This is a genomic window from Streptomyces sp. NPDC088194 (assembly GCF_040702025.1).
Taxonomy (GTDB): domain Bacteria; phylum Actinomycetota; class Actinomycetes; order Streptomycetales; family Streptomycetaceae; genus Actinacidiphila.
This window is the reverse complement of the sequence record NZ_JBFBIV010000029.1, coordinates 20,985-40,480: the sequence shown is the minus strand read 5'-3', so window position 1 is coordinate 40,480 and position 19,496 is coordinate 20,985. Positions and strand designations below refer to the sequence as shown.

Annotated in this window: 16 protein-coding genes and 1 pseudogene; all 17 read left to right on the top strand. The window is 72.9% G+C overall.

Going from position 1 to position 19,496, the window contains the following annotated elements; genetic code table 11:
- The first annotated feature begins 3 nt into the window (after positions 1-3).
- Positions 4-978 carry an ABC transporter permease gene (locus AB0399_RS18155; protein WP_329361323.1) on the top strand — a complete coding sequence of 325 codons (975 nt, stop codon included), beginning with the start codon at positions 4-6 and terminating at the stop codon, positions 976-978.
- Between the two features lie 2 nt (positions 979-980).
- Positions 981-1,901, top strand: a pseudogene (locus AB0399_RS18150) (ABC transporter permease); the annotation flags it as partial.
- 84 nt (positions 1,902-1,985) lie between these two features.
- Positions 1,986-3,128, top strand: a complete 1,143-nt coding sequence (locus tag AB0399_RS18145) for an ABC transporter ATP-binding protein (RefSeq protein ID WP_329373595.1) — start codon at positions 1,986-1,988, stop codon at positions 3,126-3,128.
- Complete coding sequence (locus tag AB0399_RS18140; protein WP_366411977.1) at positions 3,125-4,375, top strand: ABC transporter ATP-binding protein; 1,251 nt, start codon at positions 3,125-3,127, stop codon at positions 4,373-4,375. Before AB0399_RS18145 ends, AB0399_RS18140 begins: the two co-directional genes overlap by 4 nt.
- A gap of 73 nt (positions 4,376-4,448) precedes the next feature.
- Entirely contained in the window at positions 4,449-6,125 is a 1,677-nt protein-coding gene (locus AB0399_RS18135; protein ID WP_366411976.1) for an ABC transporter substrate-binding protein, read from the top strand.
- A gap of 186 nt (positions 6,126-6,311) precedes the next feature.
- Positions 6,312-6,986 (top strand): ThuA domain-containing protein, encoded by a 675-nt coding sequence (locus AB0399_RS18130; RefSeq protein ID WP_366411975.1) that lies wholly within the window; start codon positions 6,312-6,314, stop codon positions 6,984-6,986.
- A 43-nt stretch (positions 6,987-7,029) separates the two neighbouring features.
- Positions 7,030-7,821, top strand: a complete 792-nt coding sequence (locus AB0399_RS18125) for a sugar phosphate isomerase/epimerase (RefSeq protein WP_366411974.1) — start codon at positions 7,030-7,032, stop codon at positions 7,819-7,821.
- Positions 7,818-8,789, top strand: a complete 972-nt coding sequence (locus AB0399_RS18120; RefSeq protein ID WP_366411973.1) for an NAD-dependent epimerase/dehydratase family protein — start codon at positions 7,818-7,820, stop codon at positions 8,787-8,789. The genes AB0399_RS18125 and AB0399_RS18120 overlap by 4 nt, the downstream gene beginning before the upstream one ends.
- 150 nt (positions 8,790-8,939) lie before the next feature.
- Positions 8,940-9,995: a Gfo/Idh/MocA family oxidoreductase gene (locus AB0399_RS18115; protein ID WP_366411972.1), complete on the top strand. Its 1,056-nt coding sequence runs from the start codon at positions 8,940-8,942 to the stop codon at positions 9,993-9,995.
- On the top strand, positions 9,992-10,852 hold the full coding sequence (locus tag AB0399_RS18110) for a GntR family transcriptional regulator (RefSeq protein WP_366411971.1): 861 nt from the start codon (positions 9,992-9,994) through the stop codon (positions 10,850-10,852). The genes AB0399_RS18115 and AB0399_RS18110 overlap by 4 nt, the downstream gene beginning before the upstream one ends.
- A 41-nt stretch (positions 10,853-10,893) precedes the next feature.
- Positions 10,894-13,008 carry a primary-amine oxidase gene (locus AB0399_RS18105; RefSeq protein WP_366411970.1) on the top strand — a complete coding sequence of 705 codons (2,115 nt, stop codon included), beginning with the start codon at positions 10,894-10,896 and terminating at the stop codon, positions 13,006-13,008.
- Entirely contained in the window at positions 13,005-13,757 is a 753-nt protein-coding gene (locus AB0399_RS18100) for a TIM barrel protein (protein WP_329361339.1), read from the top strand. The genes AB0399_RS18105 and AB0399_RS18100 overlap by 4 nt, the downstream gene beginning before the upstream one ends.
- A complete protein-coding gene (locus AB0399_RS18095) occupies positions 13,754-14,872 on the top strand; it encodes a Gfo/Idh/MocA family oxidoreductase (protein WP_328473452.1) in 1,119 nt (372 codons plus the stop codon). The genes AB0399_RS18100 and AB0399_RS18095 overlap by 4 nt, the downstream gene beginning before the upstream one ends.
- Positions 14,869-15,888, top strand: a complete 1,020-nt coding sequence (locus AB0399_RS18090; RefSeq protein ID WP_366411969.1) for a hypothetical protein — start codon at positions 14,869-14,871, stop codon at positions 15,886-15,888. The genes AB0399_RS18095 and AB0399_RS18090 overlap by 4 nt, the downstream gene beginning before the upstream one ends.
- Positions 15,885-16,778, top strand: coding sequence for a BadF/BadG/BcrA/BcrD ATPase family protein (locus tag AB0399_RS18085; RefSeq protein WP_366411968.1), 894 nt, complete (start codon positions 15,885-15,887; stop codon positions 16,776-16,778). Before AB0399_RS18090 ends, AB0399_RS18085 begins: the two co-directional genes overlap by 4 nt.
- Before the next feature lie 233 nt (positions 16,779-17,011).
- On the top strand, positions 17,012-18,472 hold the full coding sequence (locus tag AB0399_RS18080; protein ID WP_366411967.1) for an aldehyde dehydrogenase family protein: 1,461 nt from the start codon (positions 17,012-17,014) through the stop codon (positions 18,470-18,472).
- Positions 18,473-18,936: 464 nt separating this feature from the next.
- Entirely contained in the window at positions 18,937-19,482 is a 546-nt protein-coding gene (locus tag AB0399_RS18075; protein ID WP_366411966.1) for a hypothetical protein, read from the top strand.
- Positions 19,483-19,496: the final 14 nt, after the last annotated feature.

Below are 19,496 nucleotides of genomic sequence, written 5' to 3'. Positions count from 1 at the left end.
CCGGTGCGCACGCTGCTACGGAAGATCGCCTTCTACCTGCTCACCGCCTGGGCGGCGATCAGCCTCAACTTCCTCATCCCGCGGATCATGCCGGGCAACCCGGCCGACAACCTGATCCAGCAGTTCCACGGCAAGCTCAGCCCCTCCGCGGTGCACGCGCTGCGGGTGCTGTTCGGCCAGTCCGACCAGAACCTCTGGCAGCAGTACGTCAGTTACTGGCACAGCGTCTTCACCGGTGACTTCGGCACCTCCTACGCCTACTACCCGTCGAAGGTCAGCACGGTGCTCGGGCAGAGCATGTACTGGACGCTGATCCTGGTGACGATCTGCACGGTGCTCGGCTTCGTCATCGGCACCGCGCTGGGCATGCTGGCCGGCTGGAAGCGGGGCAGCTGGCTGGACTCGCTGGTGCCGATCACGACGTTCCTGTCGTCGATCCCGTACTTCTGGTTCGCGATCATCATGGTCTATCTCTTCGCGATCACCTTCAAGTGGTTCCCGCTGTCCGGCGGTTACGCGCTCGACCAGCACATCGGACTGAACAGCGGCTTCATCGGCAGCGCGATCAACTACGCGGTGCTGCCGGCCGTGACCATCACCGTGGCGTCGATCGGCGGCTGGCTGATCGGCATGCGCAACATGATGGTCACCACGCTCAGCGAGGACTACGTCCGGCTCGCCGAGGCCAAGGGCCTGTCGAAGCGGCGGGTGATGTACACCTACGCGGCGCGCAACGCGATGCTGCCGTCGCTGTCGGGCTTCGCGATGTCCCTGGGCTTCGTCATCGGCGGCTCCATCGTCACCGAGGTCGTCTTCAACTACCCCGGCATCGGATCGGTGCTCTTCAAGGCCGCCCAGGCGGCCGACTACCCGCTGATGTCGGCGATCTTCCTGCTGATCACCGTGCTGGTACTCGTCGCCAACCTCGTCGCGGACATCGCGTACGTCTTCCTCGACCCGAGGACAAGGGAGAGCTGATCATGGCCCTGCAACCCGCTGCCCTGGCCGAGTCCGACGCCGCTGTCCCCGACACCGCCGGCGCCGGCCCCGCGGCCGAGTCCTCCGCCGGTCCCGACCGTCTCTGGCTGCGCCTGCTGCGCTCACCGCTGACCCTGACCGGTCTGGTGATCGTGCTGATCTTCGTGGTGCTGGCCGTGGTCGCGCCGTGGATCTCGCCGTACGACCCGTCGTCGGTGAGCGACACCACCCTCGCCGGGCCGTCCGGCTCGCACTGGCTGGGCACCACGCAGAACGGCCAGGACGTCCTGTCGCAGATGCTCTACGGCGCCCGCGCCTCGATGCTGGTCGGCATCGGCGCCGCCGTGCTCACCACCGTGCTGTCGGTGGCGGTCGGCGTGACCGCCGGCTACGTCGGCGGCCTCGGCGACGAGGTGCTGTCGCTGCTGGCCAACGTGTTCCTGGTGCTGCCGAGCCTGCCGCTGACCATCATCCTGGCCGCGTACCTGCCGCACAGCGGCTCGCTCGGCATCATCCTGGTCATCACCGTGACCGGCTGGGCCTGGGGCGCCAGGGTGCTGCGCGCGCAGACCCTGTCGCTGCGCAAACGGGACTTCGTGGAGGCCGCACGCGCCACCGGCGAGCCCACCTGGCGGATCATCGTCAAGGACATCCTGCCCAACCAGGTGGCGGTGATCGCCGCGTCCTTCCTGGGCACGGTGACGATGGCCATCCTCACCCAGGCCAGCCTGGCGTTCCTGGGCCTGGCCGACGTCACCCAGTGGTCGTGGGGGACGATCCTGTACTGGGCGCAGACCGGCAGCGCGCTGCTGACCGGTGCCTGGTGGTGGTTCGTGCCCGCCGGGCTGGCGATCGCGGTGCTCGGCACCGCGCTGTCCCTGGTCAACTTCGGCATCGACGAGTTCATCAACCCCCGGCTGCGGCAGGCCGGCATCGGCACCAAGAAGGCCCAGCGCGGCCAGGTGTCGGCGAAGCGGACCCGCCGCGTCAAGCAGCAGGGCCCGCGGGTGCGCCGGCCGGCCCCCACCCCGTTCACCCAGGACAGCACCGACGTCGTGCTGGACGTGCGCAACCTGCGGGTGGAGTACGTCGGCGAGGGCGGCAGCCGCACCCCGGCGGTCAGCGACGTGTCGTTCCGGCTGCGCCGCGGCGAGGTGCTCGGCATCGCGGGCGAGTCCGGCTCCGGCAAGTCCACCCTCGCCTACGCCATCACCCGGCTGCACAAGCCGCCGGCCGAGATCAGCCAGGGCGAGGTCCACTACACCGGCCCGGACGGCGACACCGTCGACGTGCTGGCCATGGACGACGCCGAACTGCGCGGATTCCGCTGGGAGGAGCTGTCCATCGTCTTCCAGTCCGCGATGCACGCGCTCAACCCGGTGCTGCGGATCGGCGCGCAGATCGAGGACGTCATCGTCGCCCACCGGCCGAAGATGAACGCGCCCGAGCGCGCCGCCCGGGTGATCGAACTGCTCGGCATCGTCGGCATCCCGGCCGACCGCGCCAACTCCTACCCGCACGAACTGTCCGGCGGGATGCGGCAGCGCGCGATGATCGCCGTCGGGCTGGCACTGGACCCCGAGATCATCGTGATGGACGAGCCGACCACCGCGCTCGACGTGGTGATCCAGCGCCAGATCATCGAGAAGATCATGGAGCTCAAGGACCGGCTCGGCTTCTCGGTCGTCTTCATCACCCACGACCTGTCGCTGCTGATCGAACTCTCCGACACCATCGCGGTGATGTACGGCGGCAAGGTCGTCGAGATGGCGCCGGCCGACGACTTCTACCGCCGTCCGCAACACCCCTACAGCCGCGGGCTGCTGGCGTCCTTCCCCACCCTCGGCGGGCCCAAGCGGGAGCTGACCGGCATCCCCGGCTCCCCGCCCGACCTGCGCCGGCTGCCGACCGGGTGCGCCTTCCGGCCGCGCTGCCCGCACGCGTTCGACGCCTGCGCCACGCAGGTGCCGCCGCTGTACCAGGTGGGCGGACCCGGCGGCGGCACCGGGCTGGCGGCCTGCCTGCTGCACGCCGACGCCGCACCCGGGGCGAAGGCCGGCGCGGAACCCGGTGCCGCCGGCCCCGGCACGGCGCGGCCCGCGCACCCCGAGACGACCCCGAACGAACTGGCGACAGGTGAGACCCGATGAGCGCTGAGACCACGGCCACGGCGGCCACCGGCGCCGGCGGCACCGGCGGCACCGGCGGCACCGGCGGCACCGCCGCCGAGCGGCCCGTGCTGGAAGCCGTCCACGTGACGAAGCACTTCCCGGTGCGCGGCGGACTGCCGGTGCGCGGCGCCGAGCGCAAGGTGGTGCACGCCGTCGAGGACGTGTCCTTGCGGCTGTACGCGGGCCGGATCACCGCGCTGGTCGGCGAGTCCGGCTCGGGCAAGTCCACCCTCGCCCGGCTGCTCGCCCAGCTCTACCCGCTCACCAGCGGGGAGGTGCGGCTGCACGGCGAGCCGGTCCGGGCACTGCGCGGCCGGGCCTTCCGCGACCACGTGCGCAAGGTCCAGCTGATCCTCCAGGACCCGTTCGGCTCGTTCAATCCGGTCGCGACGATCGCCGGCACCCTGAAGCGGGCGGTCGCGCTGCACCACCCCGGCAAGCACGGCAAGGACCGGACCGCGGTCATCGACGACCTGCTGACCCAGATCAACCTGGTGCCGCCGCGGCAGTTCACCGCGAAGTACCCGCACGAGCTGTCCGGCGGGCAGTTGCAGCGGCTGTCCATCGCCCGCGCGCTGGCGGCCGACCCCGAGGTGTTCCTCGCCGACGAGCCGGTCTCCAGCCTCGACGTCTCCATCCGGCTGGGCATCCTCAACCTGCTGCGCCGCCTCACCGAGGAACGCAACGCGGCGATGCTCTACGTCACCCACGACATCGCCTCCGCCCGCTACTTCGCCACCGACACCGCGGTGATGTACGCCGGCCAGGTGGTCGAGTCCGGCCCGTCGGAGGCGGTGACGCAGCAGGCGGCGCACCCGTACACGCAGTTGCTGATCGCGTCCGCGCCGGACCCGTCGCGGGTCGGGGCGGACCGGGTCCGGGACATCGGGCAGCCGCCCAGCCTCATCAACCCGCCGTCCGGCTGCCGGTTCCACCCGCGCTGCCCGTACGCGATGGAGCGGTGCGCCGGCCAGGTGCCGGAGCCGTTCGAGCTCTCCCCCGGCCACACCGCCCGGTGCTGGCTGTACGCCGACGACCCCGAGGCCCGCGCCAGGCGCGCGGACAACGCGGAGGCCGTCGCGAACCTCACCGCACCCGTGGCCGAGGTCGCCACCGCGACCGCCACCGCCACCGCGCCCACCCCCGCCACCGCACCGGCGCCGGCGACCGCCGCCACGCCCGATTCGCCGGACGCATCCGACACTCCGGACGCACCCGCCTCCTGATCTCCCCAGGGCCGCACCCCGCCGGCCCGCACGTAGCTCATCCGCTGTCCCTACTTCCAAGGAGCAGACGCACGTGACCACTTCACAGTCGCCCCTCGCGTCCGGCATGACCAGACGCGGCGTCCTCGCAGGTGCGCTGGCAGGCGCCGGCACCCTCGCGCTGTCCGCCTGCCAGCCGTCCGGCGGCGGCAGCTCGGGCGGCAGCGACACGCTCACCGTGGCCGCCCAAGCCGACAACCTCACGCAGGTCTTCAACCCGTTCCTGGAGAACACCGCCCAGGGACTGACCTACACCAGCCCCGGGTCCGGCGGCTTCATCTACGAGCCGCTCGTCCAGATCAACACCGTCAACATCGGCCATGACCTGCCCTGGCTGGCGAAGTCCTGGCGCTGGTCGAACAGCAACAAGACGCTGACGCTGGAGTTGCAGACCGGTGTGAAGTGGACGGACGGCACGGCGTTCTCCGCCGACGACGTGATCTTCACCTACACCCTGCTGAAGCAGAACGGGGCGCTCAACCTGGGTGGCGTCAAGTTCAGCACGGTCACCTCGCCGAGCCCCGCGCAGATCGTCTTCACCTTCGACGTGCCTTCCGAGCAGTTCTTCACCGAAGTGGTGTCGGTCCCGATCGTCAGCAAGCACATCTGGTCGACGGTGAAGAACCCGGTCACGTACACCGACAAGAACCCGGTCGGCACCGGCCCGTACAAGCTCGACCAGTTCTCCCCGCAGAGCTTCACGCTGGTGCGCAACGAGGATTACTGGCAGCCGAAGGCGCAGATCAAGTCGCTGCGGTTCGTCGCGTACAAGGACAACGAGAGCATGACGAACGCGCTCGTCCAGGGTCTGGCGGACTGGGGCGGCACGTACATCGCCAACGCCGACCGGACGTACCTCAGCCGCAGCAAGCACAACAACTACTGGGCGCCGCTGGCCGGGACCGACGGCCTGATCCCCAACCTGGAGCGCTGGCCGCTGAGCGACATCGCGGTGCGCAAGGCGATCAGCCTCGGGGTGAACCGCAAGCAGGTCGGCGCGGCCACCGCCTCGCCGCCGGCCACCAGCGTCACCGGGCTGCCGATGCCCGCGTACACCTCGTCGATCGCGCCGCAGTACAAGGGCCTCGACTTCACCCAGGACGTGGGCAAGGCGCACCAGACGCTGACCGACGCCGGCTACACCAAGGGCGGCGACGGCTACTACCGCAAGGGCGGGAAGCGGCTGGAGTTCTCGATCACCTTCCCGTCGGCGTACACCGACATCGCCTCCCGGGTGCAGGTGCTGATCTCCCAGCTCAAGGACATCGGCATCAAGCTCACCATCGACACCACCACGGTGAACGACATCAACACCCGCACCGCCAAGGGTGACTTCGACTCCACGATGGGCTACCCGGTGAACTCCGCGCCGCGGGCGTTCTCCTACTACTACGACACCATCAACCCGAATCTGTACTTCCCGCTCGGCAAGGCGACGCCGACGTACCAGAACATCGAGCGGTTCCGGAACGCGGAGGCGGCGGAGCTGTTCAAGGAGTACCCGAAGGCGACCACGGACGCCCAGCGGCAGCAGATCCTGGACGGGATCGAGAAGATCTTCGTGGAGAACCTGCCGTGGATACCGATGTTCTACTGGGGCAGCTACGGCAACTGGAGCACCGCGAAGGCGACCGGCTTCCCCACGCCGCAGGACCCCTACTTCAGCCCGGTGCCCAACCCGGTGGTCGCGCTGCGGCTGAAGCCGGTCTGATCCGCCGCGGCCCGCGCACCGCACCGCGGGCCGCGCACCCGCACCGCGGGCCGCGCACCCGCACCGCGCGCCCGGTCCGCACCGCCCACCCGGCCCGCACCGCGCGCCCGGTCCGATCCACCCGCCCCGTGCGCTGGCGCCGGGCACCCCGATCCCGTTTTCTGCCGCACCCCCGCGAGGAGAGCCATGTCCCACCTGACGACGCCGAGAGCCATGGTCGTCGTGAACGGCGACGACACCCACCACGACCTGCTCAGTGCCGCCGGAGTCTTCCAGCAGCTCGGTGTCGAGGCCGGGTTCGCCACCCGCAAGGCCATGGGCACCAGCCGGTTCACCGATCCGCGGCCGGAGACGGCCGAGGCGGACGTCTACCTCTTCTACACCGCGGGCGGGCACTTCGCGACCGGCCAGCAGCAGGCGCTGGCCGACGCGGTGCGAGCCGGCAAGGGGCTGGTCGGGGTGCACGGCGCCAACATCCTCGGCTGGCAGGGCGACGGCCTGGACCCGGCCGACCGCCCGATGTTCGAGCTGCTCGGCAACCGCTACCTCTCGCACGGGCCGGGCCACCACGAGGGCCGGCACACCATCGAGATCGTCGCGGAGCACCCGATCACCGCGGGCGTCACCGACTTCGAACTCTTCGACGAGTACTACGAGTTCGAGCTCGCCGACGAGGACGTGACGGTGCTCGCGCAGCGGCACCGGGCGGACGGCGCGGTCATCCCGGTGCTGTACGCCCGCGAGGTCGGGGCCGGCCGGGTGGTCTACCTCGCGCTCGGCCACGACATGCGTTCCTGGGGCGAGCCGCCGGTGCGCGCCCTGGTCCGGCAGGCGCTGCTGTGGGCGGCCGGCCGTGACTGAGACGACGAGCGCCGGCCCCGCGCGGCCGGCCGGAGGAGGAGACATGGCAGCCGGTATCGGCGTCATGATGTACACGGTGCTGGACCAGGCACGCGCCGACCTGGAGGGCACCCTGGCCCGGCTGGCGGAGCTGGGCTACCTGGGCATCGAGACCTACGGGCTGGTGGAGCACTTCGGGCCGGCCCGGGTCAGGGACGCCGTCGCGGCGGCCGGGCTCACCCTCACCAGCGCGCACACCCCGTTCCCGGCCGGGGCGGAGGCCGAGCGGCTGCTGGACCAGAACCAGGAGCTCGGCGCCGAGGTCCTGGTGTGGAGCATGGAGCGCGAGGAGTTCGACTCCCCCGACGCGATCCGGCGCGGCGTGGCGCGGGTCAACGAGGCCGCCGAGCGCGCGGCCGGCCGCGGCATGCGGATCGCCTACCACAACCACTTCGCCGAGTTCAGCCAGGAGTTCGGCGGCCGGTCGGCGTACGACCTGCTGCTGGAGCTGCTCGACGACCGGGTGCTGGTCGAACTCGACGCCTACTGGACGGTGATGGGCGGCGCCGACCCGGCGCAGGTGCTGGCCGGGCTCGGCGAGCGGGCGCGCTTCGTGCACGTCAAGGACGGCCCGGCGCTCTCCTACGAGGACGACGTGATGGTGCCGATCGGGGAGGGCCGGATCGACTGGACCCGCACCCTGACGACGCCGTCGGGTCCGCGCTGGCACATCGTCGAGCTGGAGCGGCTGCACATCGACACGTTCGAGGCGCTGCGCCGTTCCTACGCCCATCTGGTCGGCCACGGGCTGTCCCGTGGCGCGGTCGTCCCGGCGCCGACCGAGGAGCAGGCATGAGGGTGCTGTTCCTCGGCGGTGCCGGGATGATCGGTTCGGCGGCGGCCGCGCGGGCCGCGGCCCAGGGCGTGGACGTGACGATCGTGACGCGCTCGGAGCCGGTGCGGGCGGTCGCCGACGGCGTACGGCAGTTGCGGGCGGACGTCCGCGACCCGGCGGCGCTGAAGGCGGTGCTGCGCGACGAGGAGTTCGACGCGGTCGTCAACTGGGTCGGCTTCACGCCCGACGACGTGCGGGCGCATCCGGAGCTGTTCACCGGCCGGACCGGGCAGTACGTCTTCATCAGCACCTGCTCGGTCTTCGGCCGGCCGGTGCCGCACCTGCCGATCACCGAGTCCAGCCCGCGCCGCCAGCCGGTCTTCGGCTACGCGCGGGACAAGATCGCCTGCGAGCTGCTGCTGGAGGACGCCTACCGCGACACCGGCTTCCCGCTGACGATCGTGCGGCCCTTCCACACCTACGACCGCACGGTGGTCCCGGTGCTCGCCGGGTGGACGGCGATCGAGCGGATGCGCGCGGGGCGGCCGGTGGTGGTGCACGGCGACGGCACGTCGCTGTGGTCCCTCACCCACGCCCGGGACTTCGCGCGGGCCTTCGTGGCGCTGCTCGGCCTGGACCACGCGGTCGGCGAGAGCGTCAACGTGGTCAGCGGCGACATCCTCACCTGGGACCAGATCCATCTCGCCCTGGCCACGGCGGCCGGGGTGCGCGACCCCCTGCTGCGGCACCGGGCCAGCGAGTCGATCGCCGAGCGGGTGCCGGGCTGGGGCGAGGTGCTGGAGCACGACTTCCGGCACTCGATGCTCTTCGACACCTCCAAACTGCGCGCGCTGGTACCGGGGTTCGCACCCGAGGTGTCGTTCTCGCAGGGCGCCCGGGAGGTGCTGGCGCACTACGACGCCCACCCGGAGCTGAAGTCGGTCGACGAGGAGCTGTCCCGGGCCTTCGACGTGCTGCTGGAGGGCTGATGGGGACCGCCCGCTTTCCCCCAGTGGTATTGCGTGGTCTATATTTAGTGGACCCCTGACATACCATAAGCAGACCAAAGAACTAACGTGAGAGTCCGGCTGCGGGCACCGCCCGCGGCCGGCCACCGCAGGACGAGGGAAGAGGAACGCGTGATCGGCGTCGGTCTCATAGGTTCGGGATTCATCGGCGACACATACGCGGACGCGCTCCAGGACGTGAGGAACGCGACGCTGGTGGCAGCCTGTTCGCGCGACCTCGCGCGCGCCACCGCGCTGGCCGCCAAGTGGGCCCCGGCGGCCCGCGCTTACGACGACATGGCCGCCCTGTGCGCCGATCCGGCCGTCGACCTGGTGGTCGTCGCGGTGCCCAACGAGGCGCATCTGGACGCGGTACGGACCGTCGCCGCCGCCGGCAAGGGCGTGGTGTGCACCAAGCCGCTGGCCCGCACCGGCGCGGAGGCGGCACAGATCCTGGACGTGGTCCGCGAGGCGGGCGTCTGGCACGGCTACGCCGAGAGCTCGGTCTTCTCGCCCAACATCGCCAAGGCGCACGACATGGTCGCGGCCGGCGCGATCGGCGATCTGCTCACCATGCGGGCCCGCGAGGCCCACTCCGGGCCGCACGCCCCGCACTTCTGGGACGCGCAGACCGCCGGCGGCGGCGCCCTGCTCGACATGGGGTGCCACACGGTGGAGTCCGCCCGGCACTTCTTCGGCAAGGACAACCCGATCACCGAGGTCTTCGCGTGGGGCGCCACCCTCGCCCACGCGGACCGGACCACCGGCGAGGACACCGCGATCGCGCTGCTGAAGTTCGCGGGCGGCCAGCTGGCCACCGTGGAGTCGTCGTGGATCGAGAAGGGCGGCATGCAACTGCGGCACGAACTCGTCGGCAGCGCCGGCCGCCTGGTCACCGACACCTCCGCGACACCGGTGTGGGGCTTCATCGAGCGCCCGGCCGGCTACCTGGTGGAGAAGGCCGACGCCGACACCGGCTGGGTCTACCCGGTGCCGGAGGAGGCCCGCGCCTACGGGTTCAGCCAGCAGATGCGGCACTTCGTGGACTGCTTCGCCCGCGGCGAGGTGCCCCGCGAGACCTTCGAGGACGGCGTCGTCGTCAACCACGTGCTGGACGCCTGCTACGCCTCGATGCGCTCGGGCACGTGGGAGAAGGTCCAGGAGCCGAAGGTCCAGGCGCCGGCATGAGCACGGATCACATGAGCGCGCGCCGGCCGGACCCCGCGGCGGCACCGCGGACACCGGCGGGCCAGGCACCGGCACCGCGAACACCGGCGCCGGCGGTACCGGAGCTGCCTGCGGTGCCGGCCGCGCTGACCGGCGGCTACCCGGAGCCGCTGTGGATGCAGGCGAAGGAGGCGCTGGAGAACCGGATCGCCGTCGGCGAGGTCAAGCCCGGCTCCCGGCTGCCCCCGGAACGCGAGTTGTGCCGGATGCTCGGCATCTCGCGGGTCACGCTGCGCAAGGCGCTCACCGCGCTGGTGGAGGAGGGAGTGCTGCGCGCCGCGCAGGGCCGCGGCTGGTACGTCTCCGCGGCGGAGCGCAAGGAGTGGCCCAACACCCTGGAGTCGTTCTCCGAGACCGCCCGCCGGATGGGCCTGCTGGCCACCTCGCAGGTGCTGCGCCGAGAGACCGGTCCGGCCAGCTTCGACGAGGCGGAGGCGTTCCAGATCGCCCCCGGCACCCCGCTGTACCGGCTGGAGCGGGTCCGCATGCTCGACGGCGTACCCATCGCGGTCGACCACTCGCTGGTCCCCACCGACGTCGCCGCGGGCTTCGACACGGTCGACTTCACCGTCCGGTCCCTCTACGACACGATCGCCGACGCGGGCTTCGAGCTCGCCCAGGCCGACACCACCATCGAGGCCCGGCCCGCCGACGCCGCGCTCGCCGGCCACCTCGCCATCGCGGCGGGCACCCCCGTCCTCGACATGCGGCAGATCGTCCGCGACCGCGCCCAGCGGCCGCTGCTGTCCTCGTCGATCCGCTACGCCGGCGACCGCTACCGCCTGCGCACCTCCTTCATGCGGAACGCCGGCCAATGACCCGGCGCCCCCCGAACCCCCTTCGCAGAAGCGGAGCCCCCGTGACCACAGCAACACCACCGCCCGCGCACGGCGGCGACGACGGCAGTGCCGCCGCCGGCGCCACCGGCCGCGCCGACGCCTACGACGCGCCCGCCCTGGCCGTCGCCCTCGCCTCGCCGCGCCCCGACGAGATCACCGCCTGCACCGCGCTGCTCCGGCGCGAGGGCCTGATCGGCCCCGACACCCACGTGTCCTACTTCGGCCTCGCCGAGCAGGACAAGCGCGAGCTGCTCGCCGGCGCGATCGCCCCGCGCCGCTTCCGCGCCATGCTGATCGACCTGCGCACCGGCCTGTCGCACGACGTCGTCGCCTGCCCCGGCGAGGACCGGATCGTGTCGGCTCGCGTGCTGGACACCGCCACCGACGGCCATGTCCCGGTGGTGCTCGCCGAGTTCCCGCTCGTGGAGGAGATCGTGCACCGCGACGAGCGCTGGCTCGCGGCGATGCGCAGGCGCGGCCTGACCGACGTGACGCGACTGCGGGTCAACCCGCTGTCCGCGGGCGTGCCCGGCGCGGGTGAGGAGGGCCGCCGCCTCCAGCGCTGCTTCACCTTCGTGCAGAAGACGCCGGACGACCTCGGCTGGGCGCACCCGGTCGACGGCGTCACCGTCGTCGTGGACGTGGTCACCCGCGAGGTCCTCGACGTGCTGGACGTCGCGCACCTGCCGGTACCGCAGGAGGACGGCAACTACCACGACCCGCGGTGGGTCGGGCAGCCGCCGCGCGCCGGGCTGAAGCCGATCGAGATCACCCAGCCCGAGGGCCCGAGCTTCACCATCGACGAGAACGGCGTCATCGACTGGCTCGGCTGGTCCCTCCAGGTCGGCTTCGACCAGCGCGAGGGCCTGGTGCTGCACAACATCGGCATCGACGACGCCGGCCGCCGCCGTCCCGTGCTCTACCGCGCCTCCCTGGCCGAGATGGTCGTCCCCTACGGCGACCCGAGCCCGCAGCGCTGGTTCCAGAACTTCTTCGACTGCGGCGAGTACCTGCTCGGCGGGTTCGCCAACTCCCTGGAACTGGGCTGCGACTGCGTCGGCGACATCACCTACCTCGACGCGGTGCTCGCCGACAGCGAGGGCGGCGTCCACGTCGTCCCGCAGGCGATCTGCATCCACGAGGAGGACACCGGCATCCTGTGGAAGCACTCCGACAACTGGAACGGCTCCACCCAGTCCCGGCGCGGCCGGCGCCTGGTGATCTCCTTCTTCGTCACCGTCGGCAACTACGACTACGGCTTCTACTGGTACTTCTCGCTCGACGGCGCCATCGAGCTGGAGGTCAAGGCGACCGGTGTCGTCTTCACTTCCGGCTATCCCGGCCCCGGCTACGCCTACGCCTCCGAACTCGCCCCCGGCCTCGGCGCGCCGTACCACCAGCACCTGTTCAGCGCCCGGCTGGACATGGCGGTGGACGGCACCGGCAACGCCGTGGACGAGGTGGAGTCCGCCGCGGTGCCGCGCGGGCCGGGCAACCCCACCGGCACCGGCTTCACCCAGACCGTCACCCGGCTGCGCACAGAGTCCGGCGCGCAGCGCCTGGCCGACAACACCCGCAACCGGTCCTGGGTGGTCACCAACCCCTCGGTCACCAACCGGCTGGGCAACCCGGTGGGCTACCAACTCCACCCGGAGGGACGGCCGGTGCTGCTCGCCGACGCCGACTCCGACATCCACCGGCGGGCCACGTACGCCACCCGGCACCTGTGGGTGACGCCGTACGCGCCGGACGAGCGGTACCCGGCGGGCGACCTGGTCAACATGCACCAGGGCGGTGGCGGGCTGCCCGCGTGGACCGCCGCCGACCGGTCGGTGGACGACACCGACATCGTGCTGTGGCACACCTTCGGCCTGACCCACTTCCCGCGACCCGAGGACTGGCCGGTGATGCCCGTCGACTCCGCCGGGTTCGCGCTCAAGCCGTACGGCTTCTTCGACCGCAACCCGACGCTGGACATCCCCGCCCCCACCGCCGCGCACTGCCACGCCGGCGGCCACCACCCGCCCGGGGAAGGCGGTCCGGGCGAGCGGCACGACCCGCACCACGACCGCGGAACCCACCACGACGACCACGAGCACGACCATGACCACGACCACGGAAAGGCCGGCGCATGACGACCGCGCAGCCGCTGGGAATCCAGCTCTACAGCGTGCGTGACGACATCGGACCCGCGGACCTCGACCGTACCCTCGCGCGACTGGCGGGCTTCGGTTTCACCCACGCGGAGCCGTACGACATCCTCGGCGACACCGAGCGGCTCGGCGCCGCGCTGCGGGACGCCGGGCTGAGCGCCGCGACCGCCCACGCGTCGGTGCTCCGGCACGACGTGGCGGACATCCTGGACGCCGCGCAGGCGCTCGGCATCGGCTGCGTCATCACGCCGTACGTCGACCCGGGCAGCATCGCCGACCGGGCGGGGGTGGAACGCCTCGCCGACGCGCTCAACGCCGCGGCCGAGAGCGCCGCCGCGCGCGGCATCCGGATCGGCTACCACAACCACGACTTCGAGTTCGCCCAGCGTATCGACGGGGTGCCCGCCTACGACGTGCTCACCGGGCTGCTCGATCCCGCGGTGGTGCTGGAGGTCGACGTCTACTGGGCAGGGGTGGGCGGCGCCGACGTGTTCGAGCTGCTGCCGCGCCTGGGCGACCGGGTGCGCCATCTGCACGTGGTGCACGAGCGGGAGCCCGGCAACGACCGCCCGGTGCTGGGCGTCGACACGGCCGGCCGGATGGACGAGGTGCTGGCGCTGACCGCGGCGCACGTGGAGCTGCCCGTCGTCGAGGTGGTCGCCCACCACAGCGACGTCTGGCCGCTCGTCGAACGCAACGCCGCGTACTTCCTGGCCGGGGGTGCCGCATGAGCGCGCCCGTGCGGGTCGCGGTGGTCGGCGCCGGCGACATCTCCGCCCAGTACCTCGACGCCTTCACCGGCTACCCCGACCTCGCCGTCACCGCCGTGGCCGACCTGGTGCCCGCCCGCGCCCGCGCGCAGGCCGAGGCGTACGGCGTGCCGGCCTGGGGCACCACCGACGAGGTCCTGCGCCGCGACGACGTGGACCTGGTGGTCAACCTGACCGTCCCCGCCGCCCACGCCGAGGTCGCGCTGGCCGCGATCGCGGCCGGCAAGCACGTGTGGGGCGAGAAGCCGCTGGCCCTGGACCGGGCGAGCGCCCGCGCCGTCCTGGACGCCGCGGCCGCCGCGGGCGTCGTGGTCGGCAACGCCCCCGACACCGTGCTCGGCCCCGGCGTGCAGACCTCCCACCGGCTGCTGGCCGAGGGCGCGATCGGCACGCCCAGGACGGTGCTCACCCTGATGCAGGGCCCCGGGCCCGATCTGTGGCACCCGCGGCCGCAGTTCCTCTTCGCCAAGGGCGCGGGCCCCCTCTTCGACATCGGCCCCTACTACGTGACCGCCCTGGTCCAACTGCTGGGCCCGGTCGTGTCGGTGAGCGCGAGCGGCCAGAGCCCGCGCCCGCAGCGGATCATCGGCGCGGGGCCGGACGCCGGCACCGCGTTCCCGGTGGAGGTGCCCACCCACGTGAGCGTGGTGACCACCTTCGCCTCCGGGGCGGTCGGCACCTCCGTCTACAGCTTCGACTCGCCGCTGCGCCGCCAGCTCTTCGAGATCACCGGCTCCGACGGTGTCATGGAGGTGCCGGTGAGCGGCTTCGACGGCGACACCCGGCTGCTGACCGACACCACGCCCGGCGCGCCGTGGACCACGGTTCCCGCCGTCGGCGTCCCGAGCGGCCGGGGCGTCGGCGTCCTCGAACTGGCCCGCGCCCTGCGGTCCGGCACCCGCCCGCGCGCCAGCGGCGAGTTGGCGTACCACGTGCTCGACGTGATGCTCGCGGTCGAGGAGTCCGTCGACCTCGGCGCACCCGTCCGGGTGGCGAGCAGCGCACCCGAGGTGCCCCCGATCCCACCGCAGTGGGACCCCACCACACGGACCTACGACGGAACGGAGCAGACATGAGCGAGGGATACCTCCCCTACGCCACGGCCCGCGCGACCCAGGCCGAGGAGCTGGAAGCCGCGATCGCCCGGCTGGCCCCGTCGGTGGCCTCGCTCGCCACGGCCGGGCTGCTCACCGGCCCGGGACCGGTGTTCGTCGGGATCGGCGCCAGCCTGGCGGCCGCCTGCGCCCCGGTGTGGTCGCTGCGCAGCCGGGGCGTGCACTCCTGGCGGCTGGGCGCCGGCGACCACCCGCTGCCGTTCCCCGCCAGCCGGCACCCGGTGTTCGGCGTCTCGCAGAGCGGCCGCAGTTCCGAGACGCTCGCCGTGCTCGAATCCGTCGACCCGTCGTTGCGGCACGCCGTGGTCAACATGACCCCCTCGCCGATCGCGGACATCGCCACCGGCGTGCTCGGCATCGGCAGCGTGCCCGACAGCTACGCCTCCACCATCGGCTACACCGCGACCGTCGCCGCGCTCGGCATGCTCGCCGACGCGTGGGACGGCGGCGCGCCGGACGAGGGCTGGGCCCGGCTCGGCGCGCTGTTCGCCGCGACGGAGAAGGAACTGCGCGAGCAGGTGCGGGCGCTGGCCCCGCTCTTCGCGACCGCCACCTCCGCGGACTTCGTCGGCGCCGGCCCCGCGGTGGGCTCCGCCGAGGCGTCCGCGCTGCTCTTCCGCGAGGTCGTCCGCATCCCGTCGACCGGGATGAGCACCCGCCAGTACCTGCACGGCGCGATGGAGTCGGCCGGCGGCGGGGTGCACGTGGTCTTCGGCGACGAGCGCGAGCACACCGTGGCCGACACCCTCGCGGCCGCGGGGCACCCGGTGGTGCTGGTCACCTCGGCGCCGCCCGAGAAGCGGCCGATGCTGCACCCGGTGCGGGTGCCGCGGCTGCCGGCGGCGCAGCGCGCGGTGCTGGAGATCCTGGTCGCGCAGATCCTCGTCGAGGCCGTCGCCGAGGTCCGCGCCGTGGACATCGAGGAGTTCGTGTTCCACAACGCCGACATCAAGGTGACCGGGGGGCCGACGGTATGAGGGTCCTGGTCGGCGCCGACATCGGCGGCACCAAGGTCGCGATCCGGGTCGCGGCTCCGGACGGCACGGTCCGCGCCGACGTGGAACTGCCCTCCACGGGGTGGGAGGCCGCCCCGGTCCGGCACGCCGCGCGCTGGCTGCTGGACCGGGTGCGCACCGTACTGCCCGCGGGCGACGAGGTCGCCGCCCTCGGCGTCGGCGCGCAGGGCTGCGACACGCAGGAGCACTGCGCGCACCTCGGCGCGGCCCTCGAAGCGCTCGCGGTGCCCGCGAGCGTCGTCAACGACGCCGCGCTGCTGGTGCCGGCCGCCGGTCTGGCGCAGGGGATCGGCGTCATCGCCGGCACCGGCTCCATCGCGGTGGGCACCGGCGCCGACGGCACCGTGCTGTTCGCCGGCGGCTGGGGCTGGGTGCTCGGCGACGAGGGCAGCGCGCCGGCGATCGTACGGGAGGCGGCGAAGGCGGCGCTGGCCGCACACGACATGGGCCTGCCCGACGACGGACTGCTCTCCGCGCTCCTCGCCCACTACGGTGTGGCCGACGCCCCCGGGCTCGCCCGCGCGGTCAACGACTCCCCCACGCCTGCCACTTGGGGCCCGGCGGCGCCCGCGGTCTTCGCCGCGGCCGCCGCGGGTTCCTCGCTCGCCGCCGAGGTGGTGGACGCGGCCGCGGCCGAACTGGCCGCGCTCGTCTACCGCTTGCGTGCGCGCGGCGCCACCGGCCGCACCGTCGTGGCCGCCGGCGGCGTGGTCCTCGCCCAGCCCCTCCTCGCCGACGGCCTGCGCTCCCACCTCGCCGCGGCCCAACCCGATCTGACGCTACGTCTGCTGGAAGTCCCCCCGGTCGCCGGTGCGGTGGCGCTGGCCAAGTCCCGGCTGACGGCCCCCTGACCCAAGGTGCATGCCCGTGCTGTCGGTTCCAGGACCGCTCGCGGAGGAAGCCGCACTCACCAGGGCGCTGGGGCACCTCCCGGCGAAGGCAGGGGGAGAGCCGCGCGACGAGCCACCCGCCGGGCGCAAGGTCCCGGAACCGACAGAAGGGGGCGCCCCGGAGGGTCAGGGCACCCCAGGGAGTCACGGCACCCGCCCCCCGGAGCACCTAGGAATCCTGAATGGAGCTGAACATGGCAACGCACAACCCCCCATGGTCGAAAGCCATTTACACGGACGGACGATTCCACCCGCCCGCCGCCGGAGGCACCCTCCAGGTCCGTGACAAGTCCTCCGGTGAGCTGCTCGGGGTCGCCGGCGACGCCGGCACCTCCGACGTCGACGCCGCCGTGGCGTCATCGGTGACCGCGCAACGCGCATGGGCGGCGCTCCCGTACACCGAGCGTGCGGCGATCCTCCGCGGCGTCGCAACGGCTCTCGAACACGCCGACGGCTTCCGCGAGTTGATCGTGCGGGAGACCGGCAGCATCGCCGGCAAGGCCGACTACGAGATCGCCTCCGCGGTCGGCGAGCTGACCGAGGCGGCGGCGCTGGCCTCCCGGCCGGTCGGCGAGGTGTTGCAGACCGGGCACCCGGGCCGTTTCTCGGTGGGCGAGCGCGTGCCGGTCGGCCTGGTCGCCGCGATCACGCCGTGGAACTTCCCGCTGGTGCTGGGGATGCGGGTCATCGCACCCGCGCTCGCGCTCGGCAACACCGTGCTGCTCAAGCCCTCGCCGGAGACGCCGCTGTCCGGCGGCCTGGCGATAGCGGAGTTGTTCGAGCAGGCGGGGGCGCCGGCCGGCGTCTTCCAGGTGCTGCCCGGCGGCGAGGAGGTCGGGCGGAGGCTGGTCGAGCACCCGGACGTGGCGATGGTGCACTTCACCGGTTCGACGACGGTCGGCCGGCAGATCGCGAGCACCGCCGGGTCCCTGCTCAAGAAGACCTCGCTGGAACTCGGCGGCAACAACGCCCTCGTCGTCCTGGCCGACGCCGACGTCGATCAGGCCGCGATGATCGGGGCGTGGTCGAGCTTCCACTACCAGGGGCAGACCTGCATCAGCGCGGGGCGGCACATCGTCGATCGCGCGGTCGCCGACGCCTACCTGCGCAACCTGTCGGAGCGCGCCGCGGCCGTCACCGTGGGCGACACCTTCCGGGACCGGACCGGTCTGGGTCCGATCATCAACGACGTCCAACTGGCGCGCGCCAGGCGGCTGCTCGACGAGGCGGTGGCCGGCGGTGCCCGGGTGCTGACCGGCGGCACGAACGAGGGCCGGTTCTTCCGCCCGACCGTCGTGGTGGACGTCGATCCGGCCTCCGCGCTGTGGACCGAGGAGATCTTCGCGCCCATCGCGCCGGTCGCGGTCGTCGACGGCGCCGAGCAGGCGGTCGAACTCGCCAACGACACCCGCTACGGCCTGGTCTCCTCGGTCGTCGGCTCCGACATCCACCGGGCCACCGAGGTCGCCCGCCGCCTGAACTCCGCGATGGTCCACGTCAACGACGCGACGCCCCAGGACGAACCGCTCGCCCCCTTCGGCGGGATCGGCCACTCCGGACTGGGCGGCCGGGCCGGCGGCGACGCGAACCTGGAGGAGTTCACCGAGCGCCGCTGGCGCACGGTCGCGAGCGAACCGGTCCACTACCCGTACTAGGCCCTGTTGTGGAAGGAGCGCCGTCCGCCCGAAGGGCGGGGCCCGTGGCGTCTGGTGCTCCCCCCTGCCTTCGGCGCGGGAGGTGCCCCCGGATCGCACGGCGGAGGGCCGTCCTCGTAATGGGCCTCCTCGGACCAGCCCGACAACGAAGCGAGCGTGGGTGCCAGGCACCACGGGACGAGGGCACCTCACCCGCCGCAGGCAGGGGGGAGGGCTTTCCACACCACGGCCTAGTGCCGGGCCCGGCCGACGCGTCGTCCGGGGCCGGCCCTTCGCACCACCACGGGCACGGGCCCACCCGGAGGCCCGCCGTAGGTCAGGCGTGGGCCCGCCGTCGGTCGGGCACCGGTGAGTTCCGGGCCGCCGCGACGTCAACAGTCACGACGTCGACGCTTCCGGCGTTCCGCGTGCGCGGGCGGTCCGCCGTCCGCGTCGCCGGTCCCTCCCACCCAGCGGAAGGCACGATGAGTGAAGTGGCGATGGCCGTCGGGCTCGTGGGAGCCGGGATGTGCCTGGCCGAGCGGCTCGCCGCCCGAGCCCGGGCCTGGGGGCCGGCCGCGGTCGTCGCGGTGGTGATGGCGCTGATGGCCTGCGGGGTGTGCGGCACGCCGCTGGTGGCGGGGGCCTGCGCCGTCGCGGGGGCCGGGGTGTGGACGGCGCTGGCCGGCCCGTGCCGCGGCCGGACCGCGGCCGTCGTGGACCTGGCCACGATGGCGCTGCTGACCGCGGCGGTCGCCCGGCCCGGGTCCGCCGGGCTCACCGGGGCGGCGGGCCACCGCCCCGGAATGCGGATGCCCGGCGGCGAGGGGGCGTACGACGTGCGGTTCTTCGTGTTCGTCGTCGCCTGCTGGCTGGTGGCGCGGACGGGCGTCCACGTCGCCGCGCTGGCGGGCTCCGGCGCGGGCCCGGCACCCGCGCGCGGGCCGGCCGGGCGCGGGCCGGCCGCGGCGCTGCTGCACGAGGCGGGCAGCGCCGCGATGATCGTCGCGATGGCGGCGATGGTCGCCTGACGGCGCAACTGCGT

Bases quoted from the DNA above. Each gene is read 5' to 3' on its own strand.
- AB0399_RS18140 (WP_366411977.1), top strand. From the start codon at position 3,125: ATGAGCGCTGAGACCACGGCCACGGCGGCCACCGGCGCCGGCGGCACC.
- AB0399_RS18130 (WP_366411975.1), top strand. From the start codon at position 6,312: ATGTCCCACCTGACGACGCCGAGAGCCATGGTCGTCGTGAACGGCGAC.
- AB0399_RS18125 (WP_366411974.1), top strand. From the start codon at position 7,030: ATGGCAGCCGGTATCGGCGTCATGATGTACACGGTGCTGGACCAGGCA.
- AB0399_RS18120 (WP_366411973.1), top strand. From the start codon at position 7,818: ATGAGGGTGCTGTTCCTCGGCGGTGCCGGGATGATCGGTTCGGCGGCG.
- AB0399_RS18110 (WP_366411971.1), top strand. From the start codon at position 9,992: ATGAGCACGGATCACATGAGCGCGCGCCGGCCGGACCCCGCGGCGGCA.
- AB0399_RS18100 (WP_329361339.1), top strand. From the start codon at position 13,005: ATGACGACCGCGCAGCCGCTGGGAATCCAGCTCTACAGCGTGCGTGAC.
- AB0399_RS18095 (WP_328473452.1), top strand. From the start codon at position 13,754: ATGAGCGCGCCCGTGCGGGTCGCGGTGGTCGGCGCCGGCGACATCTCC.
- AB0399_RS18090 (WP_366411969.1), top strand. From the start codon at position 14,869: ATGAGCGAGGGATACCTCCCCTACGCCACGGCCCGCGCGACCCAGGCC.
- AB0399_RS18085 (WP_366411968.1), top strand. From the start codon at position 15,885: ATGAGGGTCCTGGTCGGCGCCGACATCGGCGGCACCAAGGTCGCGATC.
- AB0399_RS18080 (WP_366411967.1), top strand. From the start codon at position 17,012: ATGGCAACGCACAACCCCCCATGGTCGAAAGCCATTTACACGGACGGA.
- AB0399_RS18075 (WP_366411966.1), top strand. From the start codon at position 18,937: ATGAGTGAAGTGGCGATGGCCGTCGGGCTCGTGGGAGCCGGGATGTGC.